The organism is Kangiella profundi (assembly GCF_002838765.1).
Classification (GTDB): domain Bacteria; phylum Pseudomonadota; class Gammaproteobacteria; order Enterobacterales; family Kangiellaceae; genus Kangiella; species Kangiella profundi.
The window spans coordinates 2,068,595-2,092,892 of record NZ_CP025120.1 but is presented as its reverse complement, the minus strand read 5'-3'; the positions used below and the strand labels follow the sequence as shown (position 1 = coordinate 2,092,892).

Genomic DNA, 24,298 nt, shown 5'->3' with positions numbered 1-24,298 from the left:
TTTAATAAAGCACAATCATACTAACGGCGTCTGTTAATCATAATCGGTATCAGGAGAACTTTAGCGACTGATACCCAATATAGTTAAGTTGGAGAAATGAAATGAATCTATTTAAAAAAGTTGCTTTAGTTGCTGCAGTTTCAGCATTTTCTGCTGGCGTAGCGCACGCTAAAGTTGATGAAAAGCTTCCTGTTTACGAGAAGACCAGCGGTGTTTCTGGCAACCTTTCAAGCGTTGGCTCGGACACATTGGCTAACTTGATGACCCTTTGGGCTGAAGAGTTCAAGCGTCAATACCCTAACGTTAATATCCAGATTCAGGCAGCCGGTTCTTCTACAGCGCCACCTGCATTGACTGAAGGTACTTCAAATATCGGCCCTATGAGTCGCTTAATGAAGGATAAAGAGCTGGAAGCTTTTGAAAAGAAACACGGCTACAAGCCAACAGCTATCGCCGTAGCGATTGATGCATTGGCAGTTTATGTACACAAAGATAACCCAATCGAAGGCATGACCATTGCTCAAGTTGACGGTATCTTCTCTTCAACGCGTAAGTGTGGTGGCGAAGACATTTCTAACTGGGCTGATTTAGGCTTGGCTGATTTAGGCGATATGCAGATTTATGGTCGTAACTCAGTATCGGGTACTTACGGTTACTTTAAGAAACATGCTTTGTGTAAAGGTGACTTTAAAAACAGCGTAAACGAGCAACCTGGTTCTGCGTCAGTGGTTCAGTCTGTAGGCTTGTCTAAAAACGCTATTGGCTACTCAGGTTATGGCTACCGTACTTCAAGTGTAAAAGCGGTACCATTAGCAAAGAAAGCTGGTGGTGAGTTTTACGAAGCCAACGCTGAGAATGCAATCTCTGGAAAATACCCATTAGGTCGTCAGTTAGTTGTCTATGTTAACAAGCACCCTAACAAGCCACTTTCACCAATTGAGTTAGAGTTTATGAAAATGGTTCTTTCTAAAGTGGGTCAGGAAGTGGTTGTTAAAGATGGCTACATTCCATTACCAGCCAGCATTGCTGAAAGAGAACTTCAAAAATTGATGAAGTAATAAAACCAAACCCTGTAGTAATAAGTTTAGCCGGCTCAATTGAGCCGGTTTTTTTTGCTTTTAATGTTTTAAAGGAGTGAGGTAAGCTTTTTCAAAAAGACAGCGATGCTTTTCTTAACTAGGGATATTTAGTAATCTAAGCGCGGCTAGTGTGTCCACTATAATTTCAATAAGGAATAATTTATGAAAAGAATATTAACGATAATAAGTTGTTTACTTTTGCTTGCCGCCTGTAAAACAGCTCCCGTTTATAATGTAAGTAATGAACCAGTCAATAGTGTTTCCGGTCAACCTGCTCTATCAGTTGAACAAGTTGAAAATGTGATTATCGGTGCAGCAATCAAGAGGGGCTGGAAGCCGAGAGTAGTTAATACCGGCTTAATAGAAGCAAGGCTAGACTTGCGCCAACATACGGCTGTAATCAATATTAGTTATTCACCAACCAGTTATAGCATCCAGTATGTCGATAGTCAGAATTTGCACTATAGAAACGGTGAAATCCATCGAAACTACAATAATTGGATCACTAATCTTTCAAGAGACATCCAATTAGGATTATGGCAGGAAGCCAACCGTTAGCGTGAAATGAGTTATTGAAAAGAGTGCCTTAACGGCGCTTTTTTTATTCATAGTTTAAGTTAGTGAGAAATCAATTTTAGATGTTATACCGATCCTGCTTTCTGCAAAAATGAAGAGTCGCATGTTATAGTCATTAGGAACTCAACAGGGAAATTGATGTGATAAGAGTAAACTCTTCCAGTTGTCAGAAAGTTCAGATGTCGTTCTTGGCAGAGCGGAATATTGAGCTGGATATAAAGCGTGATGACCTGATCCACCCGATTGTTTCCGGCAATAAATGGCGAAAACTAAAATACCTTTTATTAGATGCTCAGGCGAAAAACTGTAAAACCCTGGTCTCCATGGGCGGCAACTGGTCAAATCATTTGCATGCTCTGGCTTTTGCAGGAAAAGAGCTGGGCTTCAGGACTGCCGCATTTGTGCGTGCTCATAAAGAACAACGTTTAACGCCCACTCTGGAGGACTGCCGGCAATGGGGTATGGAACTGATCTTTACCAACCGAGTGGATTATGCACAGTTGCGGCATAGCTTTCAGTGGAATCATTTCTCTGAGCAGTTTCCTAATAGTTACTGGATAAGTGAAGGTGGGTTCAGCGAGCTTGCAATTAAAGGAGTTGAAGAAATTGGTCAGGAGCTGGATAAGCATTATGACCATATCTTTTTAGGAACTGGTTCTGGAGCAACCTTAGTGGGGGTTGCCAAAGCATGTCCCGAAAGCCGAGTCACTGGCGTCGCGGCTTTTTCTGGCGCTGACTACCTGCGGGATCAGTTGGAGCCTTACCTGAAGCCGCAGTCTAATTGGCGAATTGATACCGAGCATCATTGTGGGGGGTTTGCTAAATCGAATTCAGAACTTGAGTTATTAGTTAATGAATTCCATCAGCATAATGATGTTCAGTTTGATACGGTTTATAACGGTAAGTGCTTACTTGCAATAAAAGATGCTGTGGAGCAGGGAAGAGTGAAGCAGGGGGATAAGGTGTTAATGATCCATACTGGTGGTTTGCAGGGAATGCGATAGTGTAGGTTTTGGTAGAGGCGGCGATCCTGCCCTTTGGGTATCAGTGAGGCCGCCTCTGTCATTTGAGCATTATCTTAGGCAATTAAAGAAAGCCTAAACCCGATCCTGTTTCAATAAATCACGAATTTCTGTAAGTAATTCCTGCTCAGCTGATGGCTTAGGTGGCGCTGCTGGCTTTTCCTCTTCTTTTTTCGACAGTCGGTTCATGGCCTTAATCATCATGAATATGGCGAAGGCAATGATAATAAAGTCGACAGCTGTTTGAATAAAACTACCGTAGTTCAGAGTGACTGCAGCCTGATCACCGCTAGCTTCCTTGATGGTAAATGCAAGGTCCTTGAAGTCCATACCACCTAATAATATCCCCAGTGGCGGCATCAAGACGTCATTGACAAATGAGCTCACGATCTTGCCAAAGGCTCCGCCGATGATAATACCGACTGCCATATCGACCACATTGCCCTTCATGGCAAATTTTTTGAATTCACTGACCATTCCCATAATTTGTTCCCCTTAAATTGTGATTGTTGTTACATCAGTAAGCGACTTTGAGCTGTCGCTTTAAATTTAATAGCATGGTTCAAGCGTTTGAGGAATCAGAATTTGCGTCAAGCTTGCGCTAATCGTCGATTTTCTGTGCTATCATCGGGCAAATTCGTAGGTCAATATATGGGGTAGGCTATGCGTAGCGGACAGGAGTGGATTGCTGAGTACAGCGAAAGTCACCGTAATCCAACCAACAAATTACTGCATTGGATTTGTGTTCCAACCATTATGTGGACGGTTTTGGCATTCTTATGGGTAATTCCCGTTCCACAGGCTCTCCAGTTACACCCTCTTGTTAATTGGGCGGTTCTATTTGTCGCCGTGGCCCAACTGTTCTACATCAGTTTTGGCTGGAAGATTTTTAGCGGCATGTTGTTGGTATCTATCCTGATGTTATGGTTCACTTACTGGCTGGAAAGCGTGGTATCGATACCATTGTGGCAAATTGCTTTGGTTGTCTTTATCATAGCCTGGATTGGTCAGTTTATCGGGCATCATATTGAGGGTAAAAAACCTTCATTTTTTAAAGATTTACTATTTCTTTTAGTCGGCCCTGCCTGGGAAATGAATTACTTCCTGCGCCAAATCGGCTGGCTACGTTAATTTAAAATTGATTGAATTTTAACCAATTTAAGTTTTGGGGATATTTTAATGGCAGTAACAGAAACTACTGAGAAAGTAGCTCTTATTCAGTCTGACGCAGTGACGTTCGGCTTGATAATGGCTGTATTAGGTTTAATTTTTTATACCGCCAGTCGCGGCGAAGGCTTTTGGCATAAGTTCTACAAACACATCCCAGCGTTATTGTTGTGTTATTTCATCCCTGGTGCACTGAATACGCTTGGCTTCTTTGAGAAGTCCAGTGCTGACAATATTTACCATATTGCTTCACGCTATTTGTTACCTGCCAGCTTGTTTCTACTTACCTTAAGCATTGATTTTAAAAAGATTTTTGGCCTTGGTTGGCGTGCAGTAGCGATGTTCTTTGCAGGCACGGTTGGCGTCATCATTGGTGGCCCACTTGCAGTACTTCTATTTGCCTTTGTTGCTCCTGAGTGGGTTGGTATTACCGACCAGGCAGTGCCAAAAGGCGAGGAAATCTGGGCCGGTCTAGCAACCGTTGCCGGTAGCTGGATTGGTGGTGGTGCTAACCAGGCTTCGATGCAGGTTCTCTATGAAGTTAGCGATACACTGTTCGGCACCATGGCGGTAATGGACGTATTGGTAGCTGAAATCTGGATGGTTGCCCTGTTATTTATGATCAAAAAATCAGATTCCATCGATAAGTGGATGAAGGCGGATAACTCCAGTATTGAAGAGCTAAAAGTTACTGTTGAAAAATATACTCGCGAGAATGAGCGTATTGCCAGCTTCGAAGATTATAAAATGATCCTTGGTCTGGCCTTTGCTGTAGTTGGTGTTGCTCATTTGGCTGGTATTTATTTCCCTGAGTGGATTCTTGGATCTGTAGAGAAGGGAAGTACGGCCTATAAGATATTTGATAATATTGGTTTCGGAAGTGCCTTCTTCTGGATCATTATTGCCAGTACTGTCTTAGCGCTTATCATGTCGCAGACTAAGCTGCGTCAAATTGAACATGCCGGTTCAACCAAAATTGGTACGGTGTTTATTTATATTCTAGTGGCCAGTATTGGTATGAAGATGGATTTGACCAAGATTTTCGATCACTATCAGGTGTTCTTCATTGGTCTGGTATGGATGATGATTCATGTGATTATTTTGTTTGTGGTCGCTAAGCTAATCAAAGCTCCTTACTTCTTCATTGCGGTAGGCAGTAAAGCCAATATCGGTGGTGCAGCATCGGCGCCAGTTGTTGCCGCAGCTTTCCACCCATCATTAGCTCCAGTTGGTGTTCTACTGGCAATTTTAGGTTACGCCGTAGGTTCTGTCGGTGCGATTGCCACCGCGATTATGATGCGAGCCGTAGTCGGCGGTTAGTCTTTAAAGTTAGAAACTAAAAACAGCCCCTCCATGCGAGGGGCTTTTTTGTCGTGAAACTTAACTTTGCCACCAATTGATTAAATACCATCCCAGGAATTCATAACTGGGCATATGCTCTTTGGCTTTTAATTTCATCTGCAAAATAGCTTTCTTGTCATAATAGATACCGTCTTTAATCAGTCCATTGAGCTCATAGAATGTTGATAAATCAGTCCTGGGATCTGTGTCGGTGATAATGAGGTTTGCTTTGTACCCTTCGGCTACCTGTCCGTTGTTGCTAAGTCCGAGAGCGTTGGCCGGGTTCAACGTGGCACTAATAAGAATAGACTCAGCTGGAACCCCATAACCCTTCAAAAGCTGCATTTCCTGGATAGCGCCAATGCCATTTATAGTATAGTTGGCCCCTGCATCGGAGCCGAGAAGCATAGGGATATTGGCAGCGTAAAGTTGCTTAGCCATTAAACCTAAATAATCTGCTTTTGAACGCCAGGATTCTGGGTTCTTATCCTGCATGATGTGCTCAATCCCCGGAGAAAAAATGCTCTCTATAACATCAGGAATATATTCCATCGGTTTGCTTTCAAGGTATTCAGACTTTAACTCTGCAGCTTGCGCTAACTCGTCATACACAATCAGAGTTGTGGTAACAGGTTTTGGATTTTGTTTTAAAGTAAGAATTAAAGCATCCAGGTCACTTTGTTCACGGGAGTAGTTTAGAGCTGCCTGATACAGCATTTCTATATGTTCAATACTTTGAATGTTTGAAGCCAGAAGCTGATCAAGGGAAACAGCGAATGGAGAGTGACCAGCAAAAGGGATATTAAATTTTTCAGAGGCATGGCTAATAGCTGTAAAGTTCTCTCGACTCAGACCGTCATAGATTTTGATTAAATCATAACCTTCTTCGCTATATGCTTTGACCAGTTGATGTCCCTCGGATTCAGACTCTATAAAAGTATGAAACTCGGAGGCCGCATATTGGCTGCGTTGGTTTATTGCTGGGCTGGCAACCAACATGTCCGGGCCAATGGTAATGCCAGATTGTATTTCTTTCTTTAGGGCCAGTTGCAGCTTGAGGCCATGCATGACGCGAACCTGAGTAACTCCATGGGCAAGATTCAGTAATAAATCGCTTCGATCATAAATATGGGTATGAACGTCGGTCAGTCCCGACATTAAGTAGCGACCATGCCCATCAATAACTAGATCAAAATTATCATCAGCTGGAGTGCTCTCAGGAAGTTTTGTGATGATACCGTCTTCTATTACAACAGTGTGATGAGGCAATATGCTTTTAAAGTCAGCGGACAGGATATTAACGTTCTTGAGCAGAATACGATTAGCGGTAATACCATTGACGATTGGTGATTGAGGGCTGTAAAGAGCATAAGGAACGGATGCAAGTACTGTCAGGAGTAAAATAATACTCACTACGACAATAGACTTAATAATGAACTTGAGACGATGCATGAGGTTTTCTCCAGTAGTGAAAACCCTGAGTCTGTAAGAAACTGGTGTTAAATTCGTCCTGAAAGATGATTCTGGACTTAATTAAGCTGGGATTTATAAAGACTTGAGGTATTCGCTGGGCGTTAAACCACTATGTTTTTTAAATACAGCATTAAAAGAAGACTTTGAACTAAAACCAGAATCCATTGCCATTTGCAGAATGCTTACGCGGCTATCTTGTTGGGAAAGCGACTTGAAGTGTTGAACACGCAACTGATTGATGTAATCGCAAAAATTATGCTGGCTGCCGTTATTGATAGCCCATGATAATTCTTTTTCGTTAATGCCAAGCTCTCTATGTAAGTCCTTCAATGAAAGGCGAGGCTGCAAATAAGACTGTTGTTGCAAAATGTATTGGTGAATCTGATTAAATAAAGTTACCGCCTGGCCTTTATCTTCTATTGGCTTAGATGTCGTTGCTTCGATAGCCTCAAACTCAGAGAGAGACTGGAAAGTTTCAGGCTGTCGCATTGCCTTGAATATCAACACACCAAAAAGAATGAAGTAAGCCAGCTGCATGTAAAAGTACCAGGTTTTGAGTAATGGGATGGGCAGATAGGGCTGTAAGTTCACTCTGGTTAAATCAACAATGCTCAACACAATAACTACTACCAGCAACTTACTGAGCCATTTAAGTTGGAGGGTGTAGGCATCTGAGCGCAACTCCTGGTTGGCTCTATGATATTGGCGGACAAGTAGTACACTTAATGTGAAATAGGCTAGCTGGCTGAGAGTTCCAACTAACAGAACCAGTTGCGGTAGATGAGTAAAAGGGAGTGCTACAACAGCAGGTATCAGGTGAAGTAGGTAATGTTTAGGTTGTGCTGTCTTTGCATACACCAGCTGCCTGACAAACCAATAAAATAAGGGCCCGCAGATTAGTGAAAATACCGGGCTAACCAGATATTCACTGACTCCAGTCTCTTCCAGAAGATTAAATACCATTAAACCGGAGGTGCTTATCAATAACCAGAAAAGGCCTTGATACCGACGCTGATTGGCAACTAATAAAGCGCCAAAGCTGGTTAATGTAAAAAATACAATTTGCAGAATGTTGACCGGAACCAGTGAATAGCTATCCATTAGACTTTTTTAAGAAAATTCTCAGCAAGCATACAGCGTGCACTACCGCCACCCACAGATTCAATGGTGGGAATTGAGCAGGGCAACAACTTGCCATGCTTTTCAAGTTTAGCCTTTTGTTGCTTTGAAAAGCCCTGATAAGCACTCTCAGACATGACGATGATTTTGTCGCCTTTGTTGTTATTCAGCTGCAATATATTGCCGCAGAAGTTTTTCTCGGTTTGTTCTAAGCTTATATCAATCACTTCCTTTTTGGTCTTGGCAAAGCTATCTATCAGCTGTTGCTTTTGCTTTTCATCTTTGATTGAGTCCAGGCAAATCACTACAAAGTGTTCGCCGACACTCATCATTACGTTAGTGTGATAGAAGGGTTTGCCGTTACTGCTTTGGCTGTTGAAACTGATTGGGGCATAGCCTCTTTGTTGGCAGTAGTCTTCGAACAGGGATAGGTCGCAACGCTCTGAAATGGCTGCATAGGCGATCTGGTTTTTATGGTCGAAGATTATAGAGCCAGTACCTTCCAGTATCTGTTGATGATTTTTGTCGACGTGTTCCGTTTTGTGAACCTGATAACCGTTACGATTGAGAAGTTGGGTTAGTTCTTCGGGACGAACTTCGGCGCGTCGATTGGGCGTCTTCATGGGGTAGAGCGTAAGAGTGCCGTCGCTGGAGGTTGAGAACCAGTTATTGGGGAATACCGCATCCGGCAATTCAGGTAACTGCTGATGGCTCTGAGCGTGTTTATTAAGTAATAAAACTTCAATATGCTCGTCACGTAAACGATTTACCATTTCATTGAATTCGCACAATGCATCTTCGCGTATGTGTTCTTGTGCCTGGTTGGGCTTATTTTGAAACTCATTATCGGCACCGGTTTGCTCGTTATAGGCAAAGTCGGTGGGAGGCACCATGATGACAGAGTGAGTGGTCTGGTTTTGATTGTTGGTCATGATTGGCTTTTTTGCCGGGTAGCTTGGAAAGTTGCAAGATAAAAAAAAGGCTTGCAAGGTGCAAGCCATTTATTAGCAATCCGCGGAACATAAGGACCAAATGGGGGTAGGTATATAATTAATGCCCGCTCGCTAAACAAAGGAGTCAGTCAATGAAACCAATAAACCAAATTACCAACTTACAGGAGTTCCTCTCCTGAGGACTTAAACAATGTTAAGTCGAGAACTGTCTTCATAAAATTTTACAATATGCATTAAAAAAATTTTATAAAGTGTTTGCCTTGAGCTACTAAGGTTTGTCAAAATAGCTTCATTCGATGCATATTTGACTTTGCAGAATCCTTTAAAAATAAAGGCTTTCTGGGGTGGCTCCTTGAGACAGGTCAAATATTAACCACTTGTTAGACCAGGTTCAAACGATATATTTTTATGTGTTGTATAAAAAAAACTAATGCAAGGAGAGGCGATGTCTAGACGTTTACCACCGCTCAACAGTTTAAGAGCTTTTGAAGCGGCCGCAAGACACCTGAGTTTTACTAAAGCTGCTGAGGAGTTGTTCGTAACTCAGGCGGCAATCAGTCACCAAATCAAGGCCTTAGAGGACTTTTTGGGTGTGCAGTTATTTATTCGTCGAAATAGAAAACTGCTCCTGACAGATGAGGGCCAACTGTATTGGCCAAAGATTCGCGATATCTTTGAGAAGCTGGTCAATGCTACCGAGCAGGTTAAAGCACAGGGTGCGACCGGGTCATTAACCGTTTGTGTTATCCCAACTTTTGCTACTTTATGGTTAATTCCTCGCCTTGCTGAGTTTGGTGAGCTACACCCAGAAATCGAAGTTCGTATCAAAGCCTCTGATGTGGAAGTTGATTTTGTACGCGAAGATATCGATATCGCCATTTACTATGGTAAAGGCGAGTACGATGGCCTTTGTTGCGATGTGCTGTTTGAAGAGCACCTGACACCAGTCTGCTCGCCAGATTTCCCAGCAAAGAAAAATCTTAAATCTCCTGATGATCTTAAGAATGTTACTCTGTTGCATGATGCGACTACTGACGAATGGCGAACCTGGTTGAAACATGCTGATGTTACTGGCGTCAATCTCGACCATGGCCCTGTATTCAGTCATTCAGGTATGGTGTTGCAGGCCGCCCGTCATGGTCAGGGTATTGCAATGGGACACAGCGTACTGTCACAGATGGATATCGAAACGGGTCGTCTGATTGCCCCATTCGATATTGTGGTCGACAGTGGCTACTCATACGATTTGGTTTGCCCAGAGAACTCCTATGATCGCCCTAAAGTGGTTGCTTTTCGTGAGTGGTTACTCTCAAAAGTTAATGAAGATATGGATGACGATGTGATTTTCTAATCCATGTTGTTAGTCAAAGCCCTGGTCTTGTACTGGGGCTTTTTTTTATTGTTAATTTAAATTGTTAGGAATAGGTTGTAGTGTTAATTATCAGTTACTAATGAAGGTTTGGATAGCTTTGGAGGTTTAGTGTGAAATTAATTTTAGAATCAACTATTACATGCCCTCAATGCGGTGAGAAATCAGAAGAAATAATGCCAACCAATTTTTGCCAGTGGTTTTATGAATGTCCGAACTGCAAAACATTGTTGAAGCCATTAAAGGGAGATTGTTGTGTGTACTGCTCATATGGAAGCGTGAAGTGCCCACCAATTCAGCAAGGAGACGCTTGTTGTCAGTAACCGCTATTGATGACTAATCGAGAAAGGTACCCTTGCCACTACTCTGAGCGACAAGGGTATTTTTATATAGATACAATGATTATTAATCTCTAACCGAGAAATAATCCTGAGTACCGTGAGCTTCAATGGCTTCACCAATTTTACGCATGGCATGAGTATAAGCAGCATTTCTCATGCTGCGACCTTCTTCTTTAGCCAGGTCCCAGATGCGGTTAAAGCTTTCAGACATGATTTTTTCAAGTCGCTCATGCACTGTAGCAAGATCCCAGGCATATCCAGAGCGGTTCTGTACCCATTCAAAATAGGACACTGTAACACCGCCTGCGTTGGCGAGAACATCCGGAATGACATGGATGCCCTTGTCATGCAATGTGTCGTCAACATCACTTATAACAGGACCATTGGCAACTTCAACGATGTATTTGGCCTTGATGTCTTCGACATTGTGTCCACCGATAACGCCATCCAGTGCTGCCGGTATCAGGATATCAACATCAAGCTCAAGCAATTCTTCATTGCTGATGGCTGTGTGTTCAACCTGTTCACAGACCGAGTGTGTGCAATAAACCGCTTTAACCTGCTTAGTAGCCTGCTTTTCTTTGTAGATGCTAGGCACATCAAAGCCATTGCTTGAGAAAATGCCACCACGCGAATCGCTGATCGCAACAATCTTATAACCGCGCTCATGTAACAGGCGAGCGGCATGATAGCCACCATTACCAAAACCTTGCACTGCTACGGTAATCTCTTCCGGCTTCCAGTTATGTTTTTTCTCAAGTTCCAAGATACACAGGTAGGCGCCGCGACCAGTTGCATCGTCACGACCAACACTTCCACCAAGACTTAATGGTTTACCGGTGATGACCCCCGGTGCTTTTTTGCGGGTGATGTATTCGTATTCGTCCATCATCCAGCCCATGATTCGTTCATTGGTATAGACGTCCGGTGCTGGGATATCACGGTCTGGGCTAATAACGTCAGCCATCTGACGAACGTATGAGCGCGATAGACGTTCAAGTTCCATACGCGAAAGTTTTTTCGGGTCAACCGTAATACCGCCTTTGCCGCCGCCATAAGGCAAGCCGACCACAGCACATTTAATGGTCATCCACAAAGCCAATGCCTGAACTTCCTGTAGATTGACGTCGGGGTGGTAGCGGATGCCGCCCTTTGTTGGCCCTAGGGCATTGTTATAGCGACAACGGTAGGCAGTAAAGTACTGGGTTGAGCCATCATCCATGCGCACTGGAAGTGAGGCGACCATGGTACGCATCGGGTGCATTAGGGCTTCGATAACTTCATGATTGACACCGGCGCTTTCGCCGACTCGACGGACACGGGTAATCGCATCCTGATAGACCTGATCAGACATTGAAAATCCTATATTTGTTAATTTCGTGCTTAGAATTCCGTAAGTGGGGAGGTTATAGCACGTCAGAAAAGTGATGTGAAATTAGCTTAGCAAAAAAGAGGAGTGGTCGGAGCTATGATTATTCGTTATAAATAGGCTTATGGTTAATGCTTGATATCATGATAGGTAATACGATGAGTAGTAGCGAACAGGCCTCATTTCAGCACAAAACTGTCTGGGTGACGGGAGCTTCTTCTGGAATTGGCGAAGGACTGGCTTATGTGTTGGCGAAGAAAGGAGCCAGACTTATTTTGTCGGCGCGTCGAATGGATGAGCTGGAGAGGGTCAAAGCTAATTGTGAGCACTCCGAACGGCATCACTGCGTTGAGCTGGATTTGGCACACAGTGAACATTTTGATTCGCTAGTAGCTCAGATCATTAATGAATATGGCCCCATCGACATACTAATTAATAATGCAGGATTAAGCCAACGCTCAAAAGTGCTAGAAACTGATCTTGAAGTGCATCGTCGCCTAATGGAAATTAACTATTTTGGAACCGTAAAGCTGACTCAAAGTTTACTGCCTCATTTATTGGAGCGTAAGCAAGGTGGTGTGATTACGGTCAGTTCACTGGTTGGAAAGTTTACGACACCATTACGTTCTGCCTATGCAGCTTCCAAGCATGCAGTAACAGCATATATGGACAGTTTACGAGCTGAACTGCATGGTCAGGGCGTGCAATTCACGACCATCTATCCGGGCTTTATCAAAACCAATTTAACCTATAAAGCATTGCTCGCAGATGGCTCGGAACAGAACAAGATGGATGATGCACAGGAGCATGGTATGAGTCCTGAAGTTTGCGCCGAGAAAATTTTAAAAGCCTGGCGGAAGGGAAAAGCGGAAGCCTTTATTGGTGGCAGAGAAACGAACGCGGTTTACCTGAAACGGTTTTTCCCAAGGTTATTTGCGCGAATTGTTCGCAGCGCAAAAGTTACTTAGCGAGGTCAATGGGTTAACGAGAGGAATTCATTCTAAGCAAGTAAATTAGAGACATAAAACTGTCACAAAGGCCAACATCAGATATGGATATGGCCTTTTTGTTTTACTTTTCCGCTGACCAGAATATCGTCGGCTTCCTCAATCATTTGCAGTGCGGTAACCAAGTCGGAAGCTTCAGCAACAACAGCCCCTATTGTAATGCTGACTTCAATCGCTTTATTGTTTTTATCGATGACTGCATGAGAAGTAATGTTTTTATGGATTCTCTTGAGTAGCTGAGTAGCATCTTTTTTATCCGATACTTCAGCGGCAACAATAAATTCATCACCGCCATATCGCCCTAGCAAATCAAAGTCACGTAATGAGGCACGCGTCCGATTCACCACAGCCTGCAACACCTGATCACCCACCAGATGATTATGCGCATCATTTATCTGCTTAAAGTTATCAATATCTATCAATGCCACAACGATTGACTGGCCTGTTCTATGAATACGATGAATTTCTTCAGCTAACCGTTGCTCAAATGAAGAGCGGCGCAGGCAGTTGGTTAGATAATCATAAGTTGCATGTCGGTAATACAGCCAGTGCTTATGAATCAGGATAAAGGTGATGGCAATAAAAACGGTAATCAGGAATATTGGTGACAGCAGTCCTGCTATACCTGTTACAAAAAGTGGCAACCACTGCTGGTCAATGGCAAAGTCGATCAGAACCGTGAAAATATACAAAGCCAAAACTTTGGTCATCAAGCTTGCATAGGGTAGCTCCTGAAGCTTTGCTCGGTAAAAAATATAGAAATAATAGGGCACCAGAATAAATACACTGATCAATTGGATGATGTGTAGAATATAGTAAATCCAGTCAATGGGCAGGATCGTCACGCTGACAATCCCCAGTAACAGAATAACGGTAAGAATCCCTTTAATTATCCAAGGAATGCTTTGCTTAAAGAAACTGGAAACAAACAGAAAGAAATTTACCGTGAGGATAGCAAACAGCAGCATATTGATACGGAAGATGCTGGTAAGGTTAATTCCTGAGTCCAGTGCGGCCTGAGAGTAGGTCAACAGATAAATGGATTCAAACACACAGAGAATCGCAAACAGCAAATTTTCACGATGCTCCGGTTGAGCCAGATAATAAAAAATTTGCACCGCAGAAATCAGCAGTATCATACCGATAAATATCATCAGCATAGATTCTTGTGTTGCAGTTTGCTTATATATGTTTTTGACGCTATCAATTACCGGTGCGCCCATAACCAGTCCTCCAGGACGGGCATGGTTGTAGACCTTAATAATCAGTTCGTTGCTTTGGTCGAACTTAAGAATGCTGGATGGAATCGGATAACGGCGTTGATAGAGAGTTGCCTTCTCAAAGTTTGGCGCAAACTGCCCAGTTTCTCCAATCAGATGACCATTGATGTAGAGTTTATCCGCGTCGCGAACCTGAGGTATATAAATTCCTAAAGCCTGATGCTCAAGCTTGCGAGTAATCCAAAATTGAACTCGATAAAAAACAAAACCATCAAGCCCAGGAAAAGCTGATTCAATCGAGTCTGGAACGGAGCTAGTGCGACAATCGTAATGGTTAGTTTTAGGAGGTGAGTAACGACAAATCTGCCATTCGCTCTTCAATACAAAAGGAATCTGCTCGATATCAAATCGAGTCATAGAAGAGTCTATGGTCGAGCTTGTTTCTACAGCAGTAGCTGCCTGCGGTTGCAGGGTACCGAATAGCAAGACAAAAAATACAAACAATAAACGAATCAACAGCCCCTCCTTCATGAGCCTCTCAAGGTCAAAAGACCTAATATTCCTTCAAGCTAAATTCAGTAAAGTTGTTTGGTTTTATACTTATGTAGTCACTATACCAGTTTATTGGAGTAGTGCTAGAGGTATGTCGGAACTCAAAGAAAAAGCCCAGAGCATGTCTGGGCTTAAAGTTTTTTCACGAAAGGGTATTACTTTTCCATGCTCTGGTCACGAATAGCTTTAAACTCGGTGCCTTCGTTCCAGTTCGGGTAATCACCGCTGTTGCTTAACAGGTAGCCTGCTTCAAAGAAGACTTTGACGTCATCTAATGCAGCCTCCCAAGCCCAGTCTTCCTGATATTCGTCACAGGCCTGATGGTAGCATTCGCCACGTTTTGCATTGTGTTTTTCGATAAGAGCCATATCCTGATCTTCTCGATATTCAGTGCCGCCACCTGCATAAATGGCTGGTACACCAAGCTTGGCCAGGCTGAAGTGATCGGAGCGGTAGTAACCACCACGCTCAGGACTGGCTTCTGGTACTAACTCACGGCCCTGGCGCTTAGCTGCCTGTTCAACATAGTTTTCCATTTCTGACTTGCCGAATCCGACAACGGTTAAATCTTTAACACGGCCACTTACGTTCATGCTGTCGATATTGAAAGCGCCAACAATTTTGTTCATGGGTACGGTTGGATTGGCAGCGTAGTATTTAGAACCAAGCAGGCCTTGCTCCTCTGCAGTGACCGCAATAAATGTCACACTACGCTCCGGTCTTTCAGGAAGTGCCATAAATGCTTGCGCAATACTGATGATACCAGCGGTACCTGTTGCATTATCTATGGCGCCATTGAAAATCTGGTCGCCTTCAAGATGTGGGTTCATACCCAGGTGATCCCAGTGCGCCATATAGACTACGTGCTCGTCTGGGTTGGTTTTGCCTGGAATGGTTGCGATAACGTTTGGAGATTCAGATTTAGAAATGGTGTTACGGACGGTAACTGATGCTGTGGCGTCAATTGGCATCGGTTTAAAATCTGGCTTTAAGGCTGCTTCCTGAAGTTCGCTTAAATTTAAACCGGCCTGACTGAACAGGTTTTGAGCCTGGTCATAAGTAATCCACATTTCAACATCAAGTTTCGGATCGTTTCCAGCTTCGGCCAGATGATATTGTGGGCCAGACCAGCTGTTAGAAACTACGTTCCAGCCATAGGACGCAGGTGCTGTATCATGGATAATGATGGCGCCAGCGGCTCCTTGACGGGCAGCTTCTTCGTATTTGTAGGTCCAGCGGCCATAGTAAGTCATGGCTTTGCCTTCAAACACCGCTGGATCCTGGGTGTGGAAACCTGGGTCATTGACTAGAATAACCGCTGTTTTGCCTTCCATATCAAGGCCTTCATAGTCATTCCAGTTGTATTCTGGAGCCACGATACCAAAGCCGACGAATACCAGCTCAGACTTATCAAGAGTTACCGTATCTTCAAGTTTGCTACTGTTGGCGACGAAATCTTCTGGGAATTTCAGAGTGTTATCGCCCAGTTGCAGTTCCATGTTGGCATCGGCTTCGATACTGGTCAGCGGAACCTGTTGCAGGTAGCTGTCACCATTACCCGGCTCTAAACCCAGCTTTTTAAATTCACTGGCAAGAAACTCAACGGTTTTACGGCCACCCTCTGTTGCAGGGCTGCGACCCTGAAAGTCATCGGTGGACATGAATTTTACACGCGCTTTGTATTGCTCGAGGTCAATATTGTCGTAGGCAGTTAAAAAACTGTTCTGTGGTTTACCGCTGTCCTGTGACTGAGCAGGTGTGGTTTTCGTAGAAGCTGCCTGAACCTGTGCTTGTTCAGTGCTCTCAGGCTGCGCATTGTCCTGTTGCTTGTCATCGCAAGCAGACAGAAATAGCGCTGTTATCGAAAGTGCTAATAAGGATTGTTTCATTATCTGATCCTGTTTTCGAGCTGTTATAGGTTTAAAAGTGCGTTTCATATTACCCATGCATGCTGATTAACTCAACTTGAAGTCACAAAACGGCTATGGATAACTTTCGGTTACACAGCAAAGCTTGACTGGGGGGCTATGCTGGGTAAGCTAGTTGCACTTGTTTTGTAGAGTAGAGAGTCCCATTCATGAAAAAACAGCTAATCCCCCAGAGACTGGTACAGTCGTTACTGGGTTGCGCATTATTGGTATCGACAGCGGTATCGACAGCGGCATCGGCAGCCATTCAGGCTCAGCCGTTAACCCTGAACAAAGTTATGTCGGACCCGGACTGGATAGGCAATGCACCTGAGAATGCTTATTGGCACTCAGATGGCCAGAGCATTTACTACCAGCAGAAATTGGTAGGCAATAAAGAGAAAGCCTGGTATCAGCTCGACCTCACCAGCAAACAGACCAAGAAGTTGAGTGATAAGGAACTGCTTGAGCGAGATGGCAGTAATGGCGTTTTAAGTCAGAATAAACTTTTAAAGGCATACAATCTCAATGGCGATCTTTATGTACGCTATCTGGAATCCGGTGAAGTTCGCCAACTGACAAAGACACTTGAAAATGAAGGGACTCCAATTTTTATTGGAAATCAAAGTGTTGCATATCGCCAGGGCAATAGTTTTTACAGTATCAACCTCAATGATGGCCTGATTAGCCATTTGGTGGATGTTCGTCTGGAAGAAAATCCTGATAAAGAACAGGAAAAGAGTTTCCTTGATGAGCAGCAAACGCGTTATTTTGACTACATTCGTCAGCAGCAGGAGCAGCGCGAGCATGATAAAAAGCGCAAGCAACAAATTGCCGAAAGCTCTGAGCGCGACGCACCACAACCCTGGTATTTGGGCAAAGATAAAGAAATTCGCACACTGAGTCTGTCGCCCAATGGTCGTTATGTGATTGTTGGTACCTATGACAAGTCTGATAAAACCGGTAAGTCTGACAACATGCCGCGCTTTGTGACAGAAGATGGCTATGTTGAAAATCAAGAGGTGCGAGCGTTAGTAGGTACTTATGAACCTCGCCATGAGACTCTACATTTATTGGATTTGCAAACCCGTGAGCAATTCGAGCTGAGTTACGAGGACCTACCTTACATAGAAGATGATCCACTAGCGGATATTAAGCGAGACACCGCGCGTAGACAGGACAAGAAATACGAGGCTCATGAGGGTATCCGTAATGTTTCCATCTTTAACTGGGGTTCAGACCGCGGACTTCAGTGGTCGCCAGACGGGAATAATGCATTGTTTATGCTGTTTTCAGCTGACAACAAAGATCGCTGGATTGCGACTATCGACTTTGATGATAAAGAGTTGGAAAACCAGCACCATATGCGTGATAAAGCCTGGATCAATGACTGGAATTTCAATGATTTTGGCTGGATTAACAACAAATCGATTTATTACACCTCTGAAGAATCCGGCTTTAGTCACCTCTATACCAAAACGCTGAATCGTAGTGCTGATGCTTTGACCAAAGGTCGTTATGTGGTTGATTCAGTTAACTTATCGCCGGACAATAAATTCTTCTACTATCGAGCCAATAAAAAGCATCCTGGAATTTTCGAGGTCTATCGAGTAGCGGTAGATGGTGGTGAATCACAAGCCGTGACTAATTTAGGCGGCTTAAATGACTATACCTTATCACCTGATGGCTCTCAGCTGATCATTGAGCACTCTGAGGCGACCAGACCCGCCGATCTTTACTTGGTTTCTGCTAAGGGTGGGGAAGCAACTCAGTTAACCGATACCGTTTCCGATGAGTTCAAGTCGGTCAACTGGACGCAGCCAGAGTATGTAGAAATCCCTTCGCGCGATGTTGATATGCCAATTCATGCGCGTTTGTATAAGCCAGCAGATTTTGATGCCGAGCGAGCGGAGCAATATCCTGCTGTAATTTTCATTCATGGTGCTGGTTATTTGCAGAATGCACACCAGGGCTGGTCACTGTATTTCCGTGAGTTTATGTTCCACAGCTTCCTGACTCAACAGGGTTATGTGGTGCTGGATATTGATTATCGCGGATCAGCCAATTACGGTCGTGACTGGCGCACAGCCATTTATCGCCGAATGGGTACACCGGAAGTAGTGGATCTGCAGGATGGCGCTAACTGGATGGCCAGTAATGTAAACGTTGATCGCAGAAAAGTGGGAATCTATGGCGGTTCCTACGGTGGCTTTCTGACCTTTATGGGATTATTCACGGCCCCCGATGAGTTTGCTGCTGGTGCTTCGCTACGACCAGTGACAGATTGGGCGCATTATAACCATGGCTATACCTCTAATATCTTGAATACCCCAGAGGTTGACCCAGTTGCTTATGAGCGCAGTTCACCCATTGAGTTTGCCGAAGGTTTGAATAAGCCGTTGCTGATTGCTCATGGCATGGTTGACGACAATGTGTTCTTCAAAGACACAGTTCGTCTGGTTCAACGATTAATTGAACTGGAAAAGACTGAATACTTTGAAACTGCAATTTATCCAATCGAGCCACATGGTTTTACAGAACCATCAAGCTGGCTGGATGAATATAAACGTATTTACTACTTGTTTGAACGCCACTTGAAATAAAGTGGATACAAAAAAGGCTTCCACTCGGAAGCCTTTTTTTATGCCTTGAAAAACTACAGGGTATTTTGAGATTTCTTCACATCACCCAGATAAATTTCCCGATAAGACATATAACCAACACCGACCATGACAGGCATAAGCACAGCTGTTAGCAATGTACTCAATAACAAGTCTGCAGCAAGAGGCGGCAATATTGCTGATACCAGAGCTCCAACAATCATGGATATCAGGCCAACAGCAATACCCAGTCCAATCAATACCAGTACTAGTACTATCATCGGTAAAATGTTTTTAATACCGCCGATGAAGCTGTTTAGTAGTGCGGATAGTGGATTCTGTTCGGCGAAAAGAATCAGATTTGGTGCAAACCAGTTGGCTAGTGAAATGGCAACAAATGCCAGAAAGATCCAAAGCATATAGGGGCCAAATATATCAGCTAAAGCTTTCAACTCGGCTTCTACCGCTACCTGATTGCCGCCAGACTGTAACAGTGTCCAGTTAATCGACTGCAGAGTTTCGGTACCAATGGAGTTAACGAATAAAAACACGATCACTGTACCAACAAGTGCAAACAGACCACAGTAAATTAACAGGCCGAATTTGCGCGCATGGCTAAAGCCCTCAAAGAATTGCTGTGGCGTTACGTCACCAGCTTTTTGCTGAACTTTGTTTGCGCCCAGATATCCACCAGCAAGAAACATCGGATTCAAAATCAGAACCAGCATGGCGATGGCTGCTCCCAACATAGGCAGCACCGTGGTTACGATGCTATAGATCAGGCCTGCCAGAAACCATTTACCAAAATGGGGAACAAAAATTTCAGAAAGAGAACGCTCAACCCAATGGTAACCACGGCCAGGCGAAACCACCTGTGCCTGGCCACTATTCGGTTGTGGAGTCTGCTCCTCATCTACATGAATAAATTCGTCATTCTTATCCATTGCTTTTCCTTGTTATTTAAAATGCTCTAATTGTTATAGAATTTTGTTGGCTTCATCAAAGTCCAGGCGTGGGCTGCGTGGGAAGAGGTTTTCTTCGGTGCCATAACCTAAATTACACAGGAAGTTGGCTTTGATACTTGTACCTTCAAAGAATGTCTCATTCACCATTTTCTGGTTAAAGCCAGACATTGGACCGCAATCCAGACCAAGTGCACGCGCAGCTAGAATGAAGTAACCACCTTGCAGTGAGCTATTACGGAACGCTGTGGACTCAATGAATTTTTCTTTGCCGACAAACCAGCTTTTGGCATCAGTGTGGGGGAACAGTTTAGGCAGTTTTTCGTAGAACTCCATGTCCATACCGATAATTGCACAGACTGGAGCTGACATGGTTTTGTCCTGATTTCCTTCGCTTAGGCATGGTTTCAGCTTTTCTTTTGCCTCATCACTTTTCACGAAGATGACGCGCATCGGACAGCAGTTTGCAGACGTAGGACCCATCTTTACCAGATCGTGAAGTTTATGCAGAAGTTCATCGGAAACCTCTTTGTCCTGCCAGGCATTGTAGGTGCGGGCTTCTAAAAATAATGTATCTAAGGCTTCCTGGGAAAGTGGTTCGGTAATATTTCGTGACATAAAATCCTCTTGTTTTACTGTGTTTAGGGTGCATTTTACGCATAGTTTAACGATAATACAGTCCCTATTGCTTGTTAGGTGCTGATTTAGCCCTTATTAGCGTTATGCGTTTTGTTAATACTGCTCTATTGAGCAACTGCTGTGCATTGTAAATGACCCTGATGAAAAAACTGTCAAACTCTTATCAACTTGGCCTACTTGTTGGCTTGCTTGGACTGTTCGCTTTAATGCTGGCAGCATGCGGCGCATCGCCTGAAGATGTGAAGCGCTGTGAGCAGCATTATCATGCAAAAAGTTACAAGATTGCTGCAAAGTACTGCAAGAAAGGTGCTAAGTCTGGTGATGAATCGGCTCAATATCATTACGCCATGATGTTGTACCGCGGACTCGGGGTTGAGGTTGATAGTCAGGAAGCTTCTAAGTGGATGAAACGTTCCGCGCGTCAAGGTTACCAGAAAGCAGAATTCCATAACGCCATTTATTTTCTAACCACCAAGGATGACTCAGTTAGCCTCCAGCAAAAGCAGGATGCGCTTAAGACTATGCAAAACTTTGCTGAGCAAGGTGACAAAGTCGCTCAATACTGGATGGGCAATACTTTTTATTTTGGCTATATCGAAGGCCGTAAAAGTTTCAATGAGGCGGTTTACTGGTATCAGCTGGCGGTAGAGCAGGGCAGTTATCAGGCAATGAATAACCTTGCCTGGCTTAAGGTAGTCAGTCAGGGGACTGAGTTATTTGATCCAGAGCAGGGACTAGCGCTTGCCTTGCAGGTTATTGAGAAATATCCAGAAAGTCATGGCTATCTCGATACACTGGCTGCCGCCTATGCAGCAAATGGACAATTTGATAAAGCTACCGCTACCCAGTTGAAGGTTATAGAGCTGGCTTCGCATGATGACTGTGAGAAATGCGACAAGCTGGTTGATTATTATCAGGTGCGTTTGCAACTGTACCTTAATAAAAAGCCAGTCATAAAATCCCTCGAAAACTAGTCTGCATTAGTTGCCGCTAGAGTTTTAGTCCTTTTCAGGTGTGGCTAACTGAGTTAGTCTTAACTCATTCCATTTGCAAACAAGGTACCGCAAGGATCGAAGCCATACCATCATGAATTTGAACACTTCCCTAAAATTGCGCCTCTCGGCCATAAGTCTTGCTCTTCTTGTTAGTTCCTGTGCCAGTACTCCTGATGGTGAAGGCGTAAAGTCGGATGGTGAAGATCAATACTGGTATTGTGCTCCAGGAGATAAGAAAAGCTGGCGTTGCGCGGAGAATAAAGAGGTTTTGGGGCTTAGTTATTATCGATTCTGGAAAACGATTCCTGATCCAGAGGCTGAGGGCACTGATGAGTTACAGCTTGATCCACAAAAGCAAGTTGATACACCAGTATTGGTGCAAGGAGCAAAGCTAGGCTTGCTTACTGAAGAGGATACGATTGAGAAAAAAACTGAACAAGAGGTTGAACTAGAACAGGAAGCAGGTTCTGAAGCTGTTAAACCCGCCATAACAAAAGAACAGCCATCCCAAAAGAAATACCCTAAAGTCCTTCAATTGGCGGCCTATAACTCACAAGCTCAGGCTCAATCTTTTGCTGATACTCTTAATCATACTTTGTCACATCGAGCCAGTGTGGTTCGGACAAAAGTAAAGGGACAGCTATTTTATACTGTAGTGTTTGATCAATTGAAATCTAAACAGCAAGCCGAGCAACTGATAGCAGGACTGGCAAAGTCATTTCCTGATATACAGCCTTGGCTAAGAAGTCGCTCAGGCTTTGAAGCGATACGATTAAATTAAAATAAAGAGATTTAATGATTGGTGGTGGATAGTATCTTCACCAGATCGCTTGCCAGATCCTGCTCAGGCTTTTCTATGATTCTTCCTAACTCTTCTTGGTTTTGATAAACCACGATAGTCGGCGTGTAAAGAACTTCATTGGCTTTCGCTCTGCCCTGTGGTTCCTGCTTTCTCTTATCCAAAGAAATCAACTGATAGCTGATATTGGGGTTATTGATCTCTTCCAATAGCTGCATCAACTGAGGAACCTCTCGAATACTGTCATGACACCAGACCCCAAAGTAAACCGTTAGATGGGTGGGCTCAGAAATTGACTTTAGTTGCTCAATAGAAGCTGGGGATGCTTTTAGGTTGGAATTAGCAGCCAGGAAATAGGGATAAGTTTTTATTACATCCGTGTAGCTGATATCGCCCACCAGAATAGTTGGTTTTTGATTAGATTCAGATGGTGCAGTCTGGCAGCCGCTGATTGCCAGAACCGTCAAGGCGCAGAAGATTAATAGTTGAATGGTACGTGTCATACTTTTCTCTTTAATGAAGTCTAAGTATTAATTGGCAGGCTCAAAGTCCAGGCTCACTGAGTTTACGCAATAGCGCTGACCTGTTTCAGTTGGCCCATCCTCGAAAACATGCCCAAGGTGCGAGCCGCACTGCGCGCAGAGAATTTCAACGCGTTGCATATTATGGCTGTTATCCACTCGGTAGGCGATGGCTTTATTATTCTGAGCACGATCGAAACTAGGCCAACCGCAACCTGACTCAAATTTACCCTTATCATCGAATAGCACTGAGCCACAGCACACACACTTATAGCTTCCTTGTTCATGGTGCATGTTGTATTGACCAGTAAAAGGCCGTTCGGTGCCATGCTCCTGAGTGACATGGTAGGTGAGCTGATCAAACTCTTTAGACTTTTCCTCTGCCTGGTGCTTTAAAGGCGGATACAAAACATGAAACTGACTCCATAAAGCCCAGTGATGCGGGGCATGGAATTGTTTGTTTTCCATCTGATCCAGCAAATAGCCATTAATGGCATCAATTTCAGTCGTTCTTTCTGCAACAACATCCTGATACATGGAAGAATAATTGTTTGCAGTTTGCTTTATGACATCGAGAATGATGGCTTTTATATCTTCTGCAAAGCCGAATTTCATTTCCTTTGCGAACCGGCGGGTTTCATCAATGAGTGCAAGCAACTGAGGCTGGTATTGCTCATTTATAAGTTCACCGTTTTTACAGCGATGGATAGCGGTTAAGGGGTTGATAACGGCATTGATCAGTAGCTTACGCCAAAGTATGGGCCTTATGTCATTGACCCATTCAAATTCTAATCCGCTGTTGACCTCACTCAATTGATTAAACCATTTAGGTGGAGACTGTTGATTTAAGGCTCCTACAATAATTTGTCCTGCACCTGCATAAACCAGGTTTTGACTAGACTCTCGATAAGCACCATGAGTATTGCTGGCAAAGAATATATTCTGCTCAGATACAAAATGCTTGGCGATGTCTTCATGACCCATACCATTTTGGAACAAAACCAGCTGGCTATGGTCACTTAAACGATGCTTGATGGAGTCCAGAGCTTCTCTTAGTTGAGGCGTCTTAACGCAGACAAAAACAATTTCTAAAAGGGATGTTTCACTGGCGGACGAGCTGCTAAGTTGATTAACTCTGATATTCTTGTCGAGATCACAGAACTGCCAGTTCTGTGAGGAGTATTTATCAGTATCGCTGACAATAAGCTGGCATTCGACTGAGGCATCAGTTAGTTTATGAGCTAGCAGCTGGCCGATGGCGCCGGCCCCGAGAATAGAAATCATGCT

22 protein-coding genes and 1 pseudogene are annotated in these 24,298 nt (G+C 43.8%); 11 read left to right on the top strand and 12 right to left on the bottom strand.

Annotated elements, in window-relative coordinates:
* Positions 1-101 precede the first annotated feature (101 nt).
* From CW740_RS09795 to CW740_RS09785, 3 genes are all read left to right on the top strand, one after another.
* The gene (locus CW740_RS09795) at positions 102-1,058 is read left to right on the top strand and encodes a PstS family phosphate ABC transporter substrate-binding protein (RefSeq protein ID WP_106647325.1); all 957 of its coding nucleotides are present in this window, start codon (positions 102-104) and stop codon (positions 1,056-1,058) included.
* 183 nt (positions 1,059-1,241) lie between these two features.
* Positions 1,242-1,637 (top strand): hypothetical protein, encoded by a 396-nt coding sequence (locus CW740_RS09790; RefSeq protein ID WP_106647324.1) that lies wholly within the window; start codon positions 1,242-1,244, stop codon positions 1,635-1,637.
* Positions 1,638-1,795: 158 nt separating this feature from the next.
* On the top strand, positions 1,796-2,659 hold the full coding sequence (locus CW740_RS09785; RefSeq protein ID WP_227523844.1) for a 1-aminocyclopropane-1-carboxylate deaminase/D-cysteine desulfhydrase: 864 nt from the start codon (positions 1,796-1,798) through the stop codon (positions 2,657-2,659).
* 93 nt (positions 2,660-2,752) lie between these two features.
* Here CW740_RS09785 and mscL read toward each other — a convergent pair whose 3' ends face one another.
* The gene (mscL, locus tag CW740_RS09780) at positions 2,753-3,160 is read right to left on the bottom strand and encodes a large-conductance mechanosensitive channel protein MscL (RefSeq protein ID WP_106647322.1); all 408 of its coding nucleotides are present in this window, start codon (positions 3,158-3,160) and stop codon (positions 2,753-2,755) included.
* Positions 3,161-3,340: 180 nt separating this feature from the next.
* Here mscL and CW740_RS09775 point away from each other — a divergent pair, with 180 nt between their 5' ends.
* The gene (locus CW740_RS09775) at positions 3,341-3,808 is read left to right on the top strand and encodes an Mpo1 family 2-hydroxy fatty acid dioxygenase (RefSeq protein WP_106647321.1); all 468 of its coding nucleotides are present in this window, start codon (positions 3,341-3,343) and stop codon (positions 3,806-3,808) included.
* A 48-nt stretch (positions 3,809-3,856) separates the two neighbouring features.
* Positions 3,857-5,164, top strand: a complete 1,308-nt coding sequence (locus tag CW740_RS09770) for a DUF819 family protein (RefSeq protein WP_106647320.1) — start codon at positions 3,857-3,859, stop codon at positions 5,162-5,164.
* A 60-nt stretch (positions 5,165-5,224) separates the two neighbouring features.
* Here CW740_RS09770 and CW740_RS09765 read toward each other — a convergent pair whose 3' ends face one another.
* From CW740_RS09765 to ctlX, 3 genes are all read right to left on the bottom strand, one after another.
* Entirely contained in the window at positions 5,225-6,637 is a 1,413-nt protein-coding gene (locus CW740_RS09765) for an amidohydrolase family protein (RefSeq protein WP_106647319.1), read from the bottom strand.
* A gap of 93 nt (positions 6,638-6,730) precedes the next feature.
* Positions 6,731-7,759 (bottom strand): AraC family transcriptional regulator, encoded by a 1,029-nt coding sequence (locus tag CW740_RS09760; RefSeq protein ID WP_106647318.1) that lies wholly within the window; start codon positions 7,757-7,759, stop codon positions 6,731-6,733.
* A complete protein-coding gene (gene ctlX / locus CW740_RS09755; protein ID WP_106648153.1) occupies positions 7,759-8,709 on the bottom strand; it encodes a citrulline utilization hydrolase CtlX in 951 nt (316 codons plus the stop codon). Before ctlX ends, CW740_RS09760 begins: the two co-directional genes overlap by 1 nt.
* A 466-nt stretch (positions 8,710-9,175) precedes the next feature.
* Here ctlX and CW740_RS09750 point away from each other — a divergent pair, with 466 nt between their 5' ends.
* Both CW740_RS09750 and CW740_RS12640 read left to right on the top strand, forming a co-directional pair.
* Complete coding sequence (locus tag CW740_RS09750) at positions 9,176-10,081, top strand: transcriptional regulator GcvA (RefSeq protein ID WP_106647317.1); 906 nt, start codon at positions 9,176-9,178, stop codon at positions 10,079-10,081.
* 131 nt (positions 10,082-10,212) lie between these two features.
* Positions 10,213-10,422, top strand: a complete 210-nt coding sequence (locus CW740_RS12640) for a GDCCVxC domain-containing (seleno)protein (protein ID WP_106647316.1) — start codon at positions 10,213-10,215, stop codon at positions 10,420-10,422.
* Positions 10,423-10,504: 82 nt separating this feature from the next.
* Here the strand turns inward: CW740_RS12640 and CW740_RS09740 are convergent, their stop codons facing one another.
* Complete coding sequence (locus tag CW740_RS09740) at positions 10,505-11,794, bottom strand: Glu/Leu/Phe/Val family dehydrogenase (protein WP_106647315.1); 1,290 nt, start codon at positions 11,792-11,794, stop codon at positions 10,505-10,507.
* A 173-nt stretch (positions 11,795-11,967) separates the two neighbouring features.
* On the opposite strand from CW740_RS09740, the gene CW740_RS09735 reads away from it, so the two are divergent.
* Positions 11,968-12,777 (top strand): SDR family oxidoreductase, encoded by an 810-nt coding sequence (locus tag CW740_RS09735; RefSeq protein WP_106648150.1) that lies wholly within the window; start codon positions 11,968-11,970, stop codon positions 12,775-12,777.
* A 77-nt stretch (positions 12,778-12,854) separates the two neighbouring features.
* Here CW740_RS09735 and CW740_RS09730 read toward each other — a convergent pair whose 3' ends face one another.
* On the bottom strand, positions 12,855-14,552 hold the full coding sequence (locus CW740_RS09730) for a GGDEF domain-containing protein (protein WP_227523843.1): 1,698 nt from the start codon (positions 14,550-14,552) through the stop codon (positions 12,855-12,857).
* A gap of 191 nt (positions 14,553-14,743) precedes the next feature.
* The gene (locus CW740_RS09725) at positions 14,744-16,477 is read right to left on the bottom strand and encodes a M28 family metallopeptidase (protein WP_106648147.1); all 1,734 of its coding nucleotides are present in this window, start codon (positions 16,475-16,477) and stop codon (positions 14,744-14,746) included.
* Positions 16,478-16,665: 188 nt separating this feature from the next.
* On the opposite strand from CW740_RS09725, the gene CW740_RS09720 reads away from it, so the two are divergent.
* Positions 16,666-19,098 carry a S9 family peptidase gene (locus CW740_RS09720; protein WP_106647313.1) on the top strand — a complete coding sequence of 811 codons (2,433 nt, stop codon included), beginning with the start codon at positions 16,666-16,668 and terminating at the stop codon, positions 19,096-19,098.
* Between the two features lie 53 nt (positions 19,099-19,151).
* Here CW740_RS09720 and CW740_RS09715 read toward each other — a convergent pair whose 3' ends face one another.
* On the bottom strand, positions 19,152-20,039 hold the full coding sequence (locus CW740_RS09715) for a BPSS1780 family membrane protein (protein WP_106647312.1): 888 nt from the start codon (positions 20,037-20,039) through the stop codon (positions 19,152-19,154).
* A gap of 33 nt (positions 20,040-20,072) precedes the next feature.
* Complete coding sequence (locus CW740_RS09710) at positions 20,073-20,675, bottom strand: malonic semialdehyde reductase (RefSeq protein ID WP_188459677.1); 603 nt, start codon at positions 20,673-20,675, stop codon at positions 20,073-20,075.
* Between the two features lie 161 nt (positions 20,676-20,836).
* Here CW740_RS09710 and CW740_RS09705 point away from each other — a divergent pair, with 161 nt between their 5' ends.
* Together CW740_RS09705 and CW740_RS09700 are read left to right on the top strand one after the other, a co-directional pair.
* Complete coding sequence (locus CW740_RS09705) at positions 20,837-21,670, top strand: tetratricopeptide repeat protein (protein WP_106648142.1); 834 nt, start codon at positions 20,837-20,839, stop codon at positions 21,668-21,670.
* A 112-nt stretch (positions 21,671-21,782) separates the two neighbouring features.
* On the top strand, positions 21,783-22,472 hold the full coding sequence (locus tag CW740_RS09700) for an SPOR domain-containing protein (protein WP_106647311.1): 690 nt from the start codon (positions 21,783-21,785) through the stop codon (positions 22,470-22,472).
* An 11-nt stretch (positions 22,473-22,483) separates the two neighbouring features.
* Here the strand turns inward: CW740_RS09700 and CW740_RS09695 are convergent, their stop codons facing one another.
* From CW740_RS09695 to CW740_RS09690, 3 genes and pseudogenes are all read right to left on the bottom strand, one after another.
* On the bottom strand, positions 22,484-22,993 hold the full coding sequence (locus CW740_RS09695) for a thioredoxin family protein (RefSeq protein WP_106647310.1): 510 nt from the start codon (positions 22,991-22,993) through the stop codon (positions 22,484-22,486).
* A 27-nt stretch (positions 22,994-23,020) separates the two neighbouring features.
* Complete coding sequence (gene msrB, locus CW740_RS12680; protein ID WP_227523910.1) at positions 23,021-23,419, bottom strand: peptide-methionine (R)-S-oxide reductase MsrB; 399 nt, start codon at positions 23,417-23,419, stop codon at positions 23,021-23,023.
* Between the two features lie 15 nt (positions 23,420-23,434).
* Positions 23,435-24,295 (bottom strand): annotated as a pseudogene (locus tag CW740_RS09690) (ketopantoate reductase family protein); the annotation flags it as partial.
* Positions 24,296-24,298 lie beyond the last annotated feature (3 nt).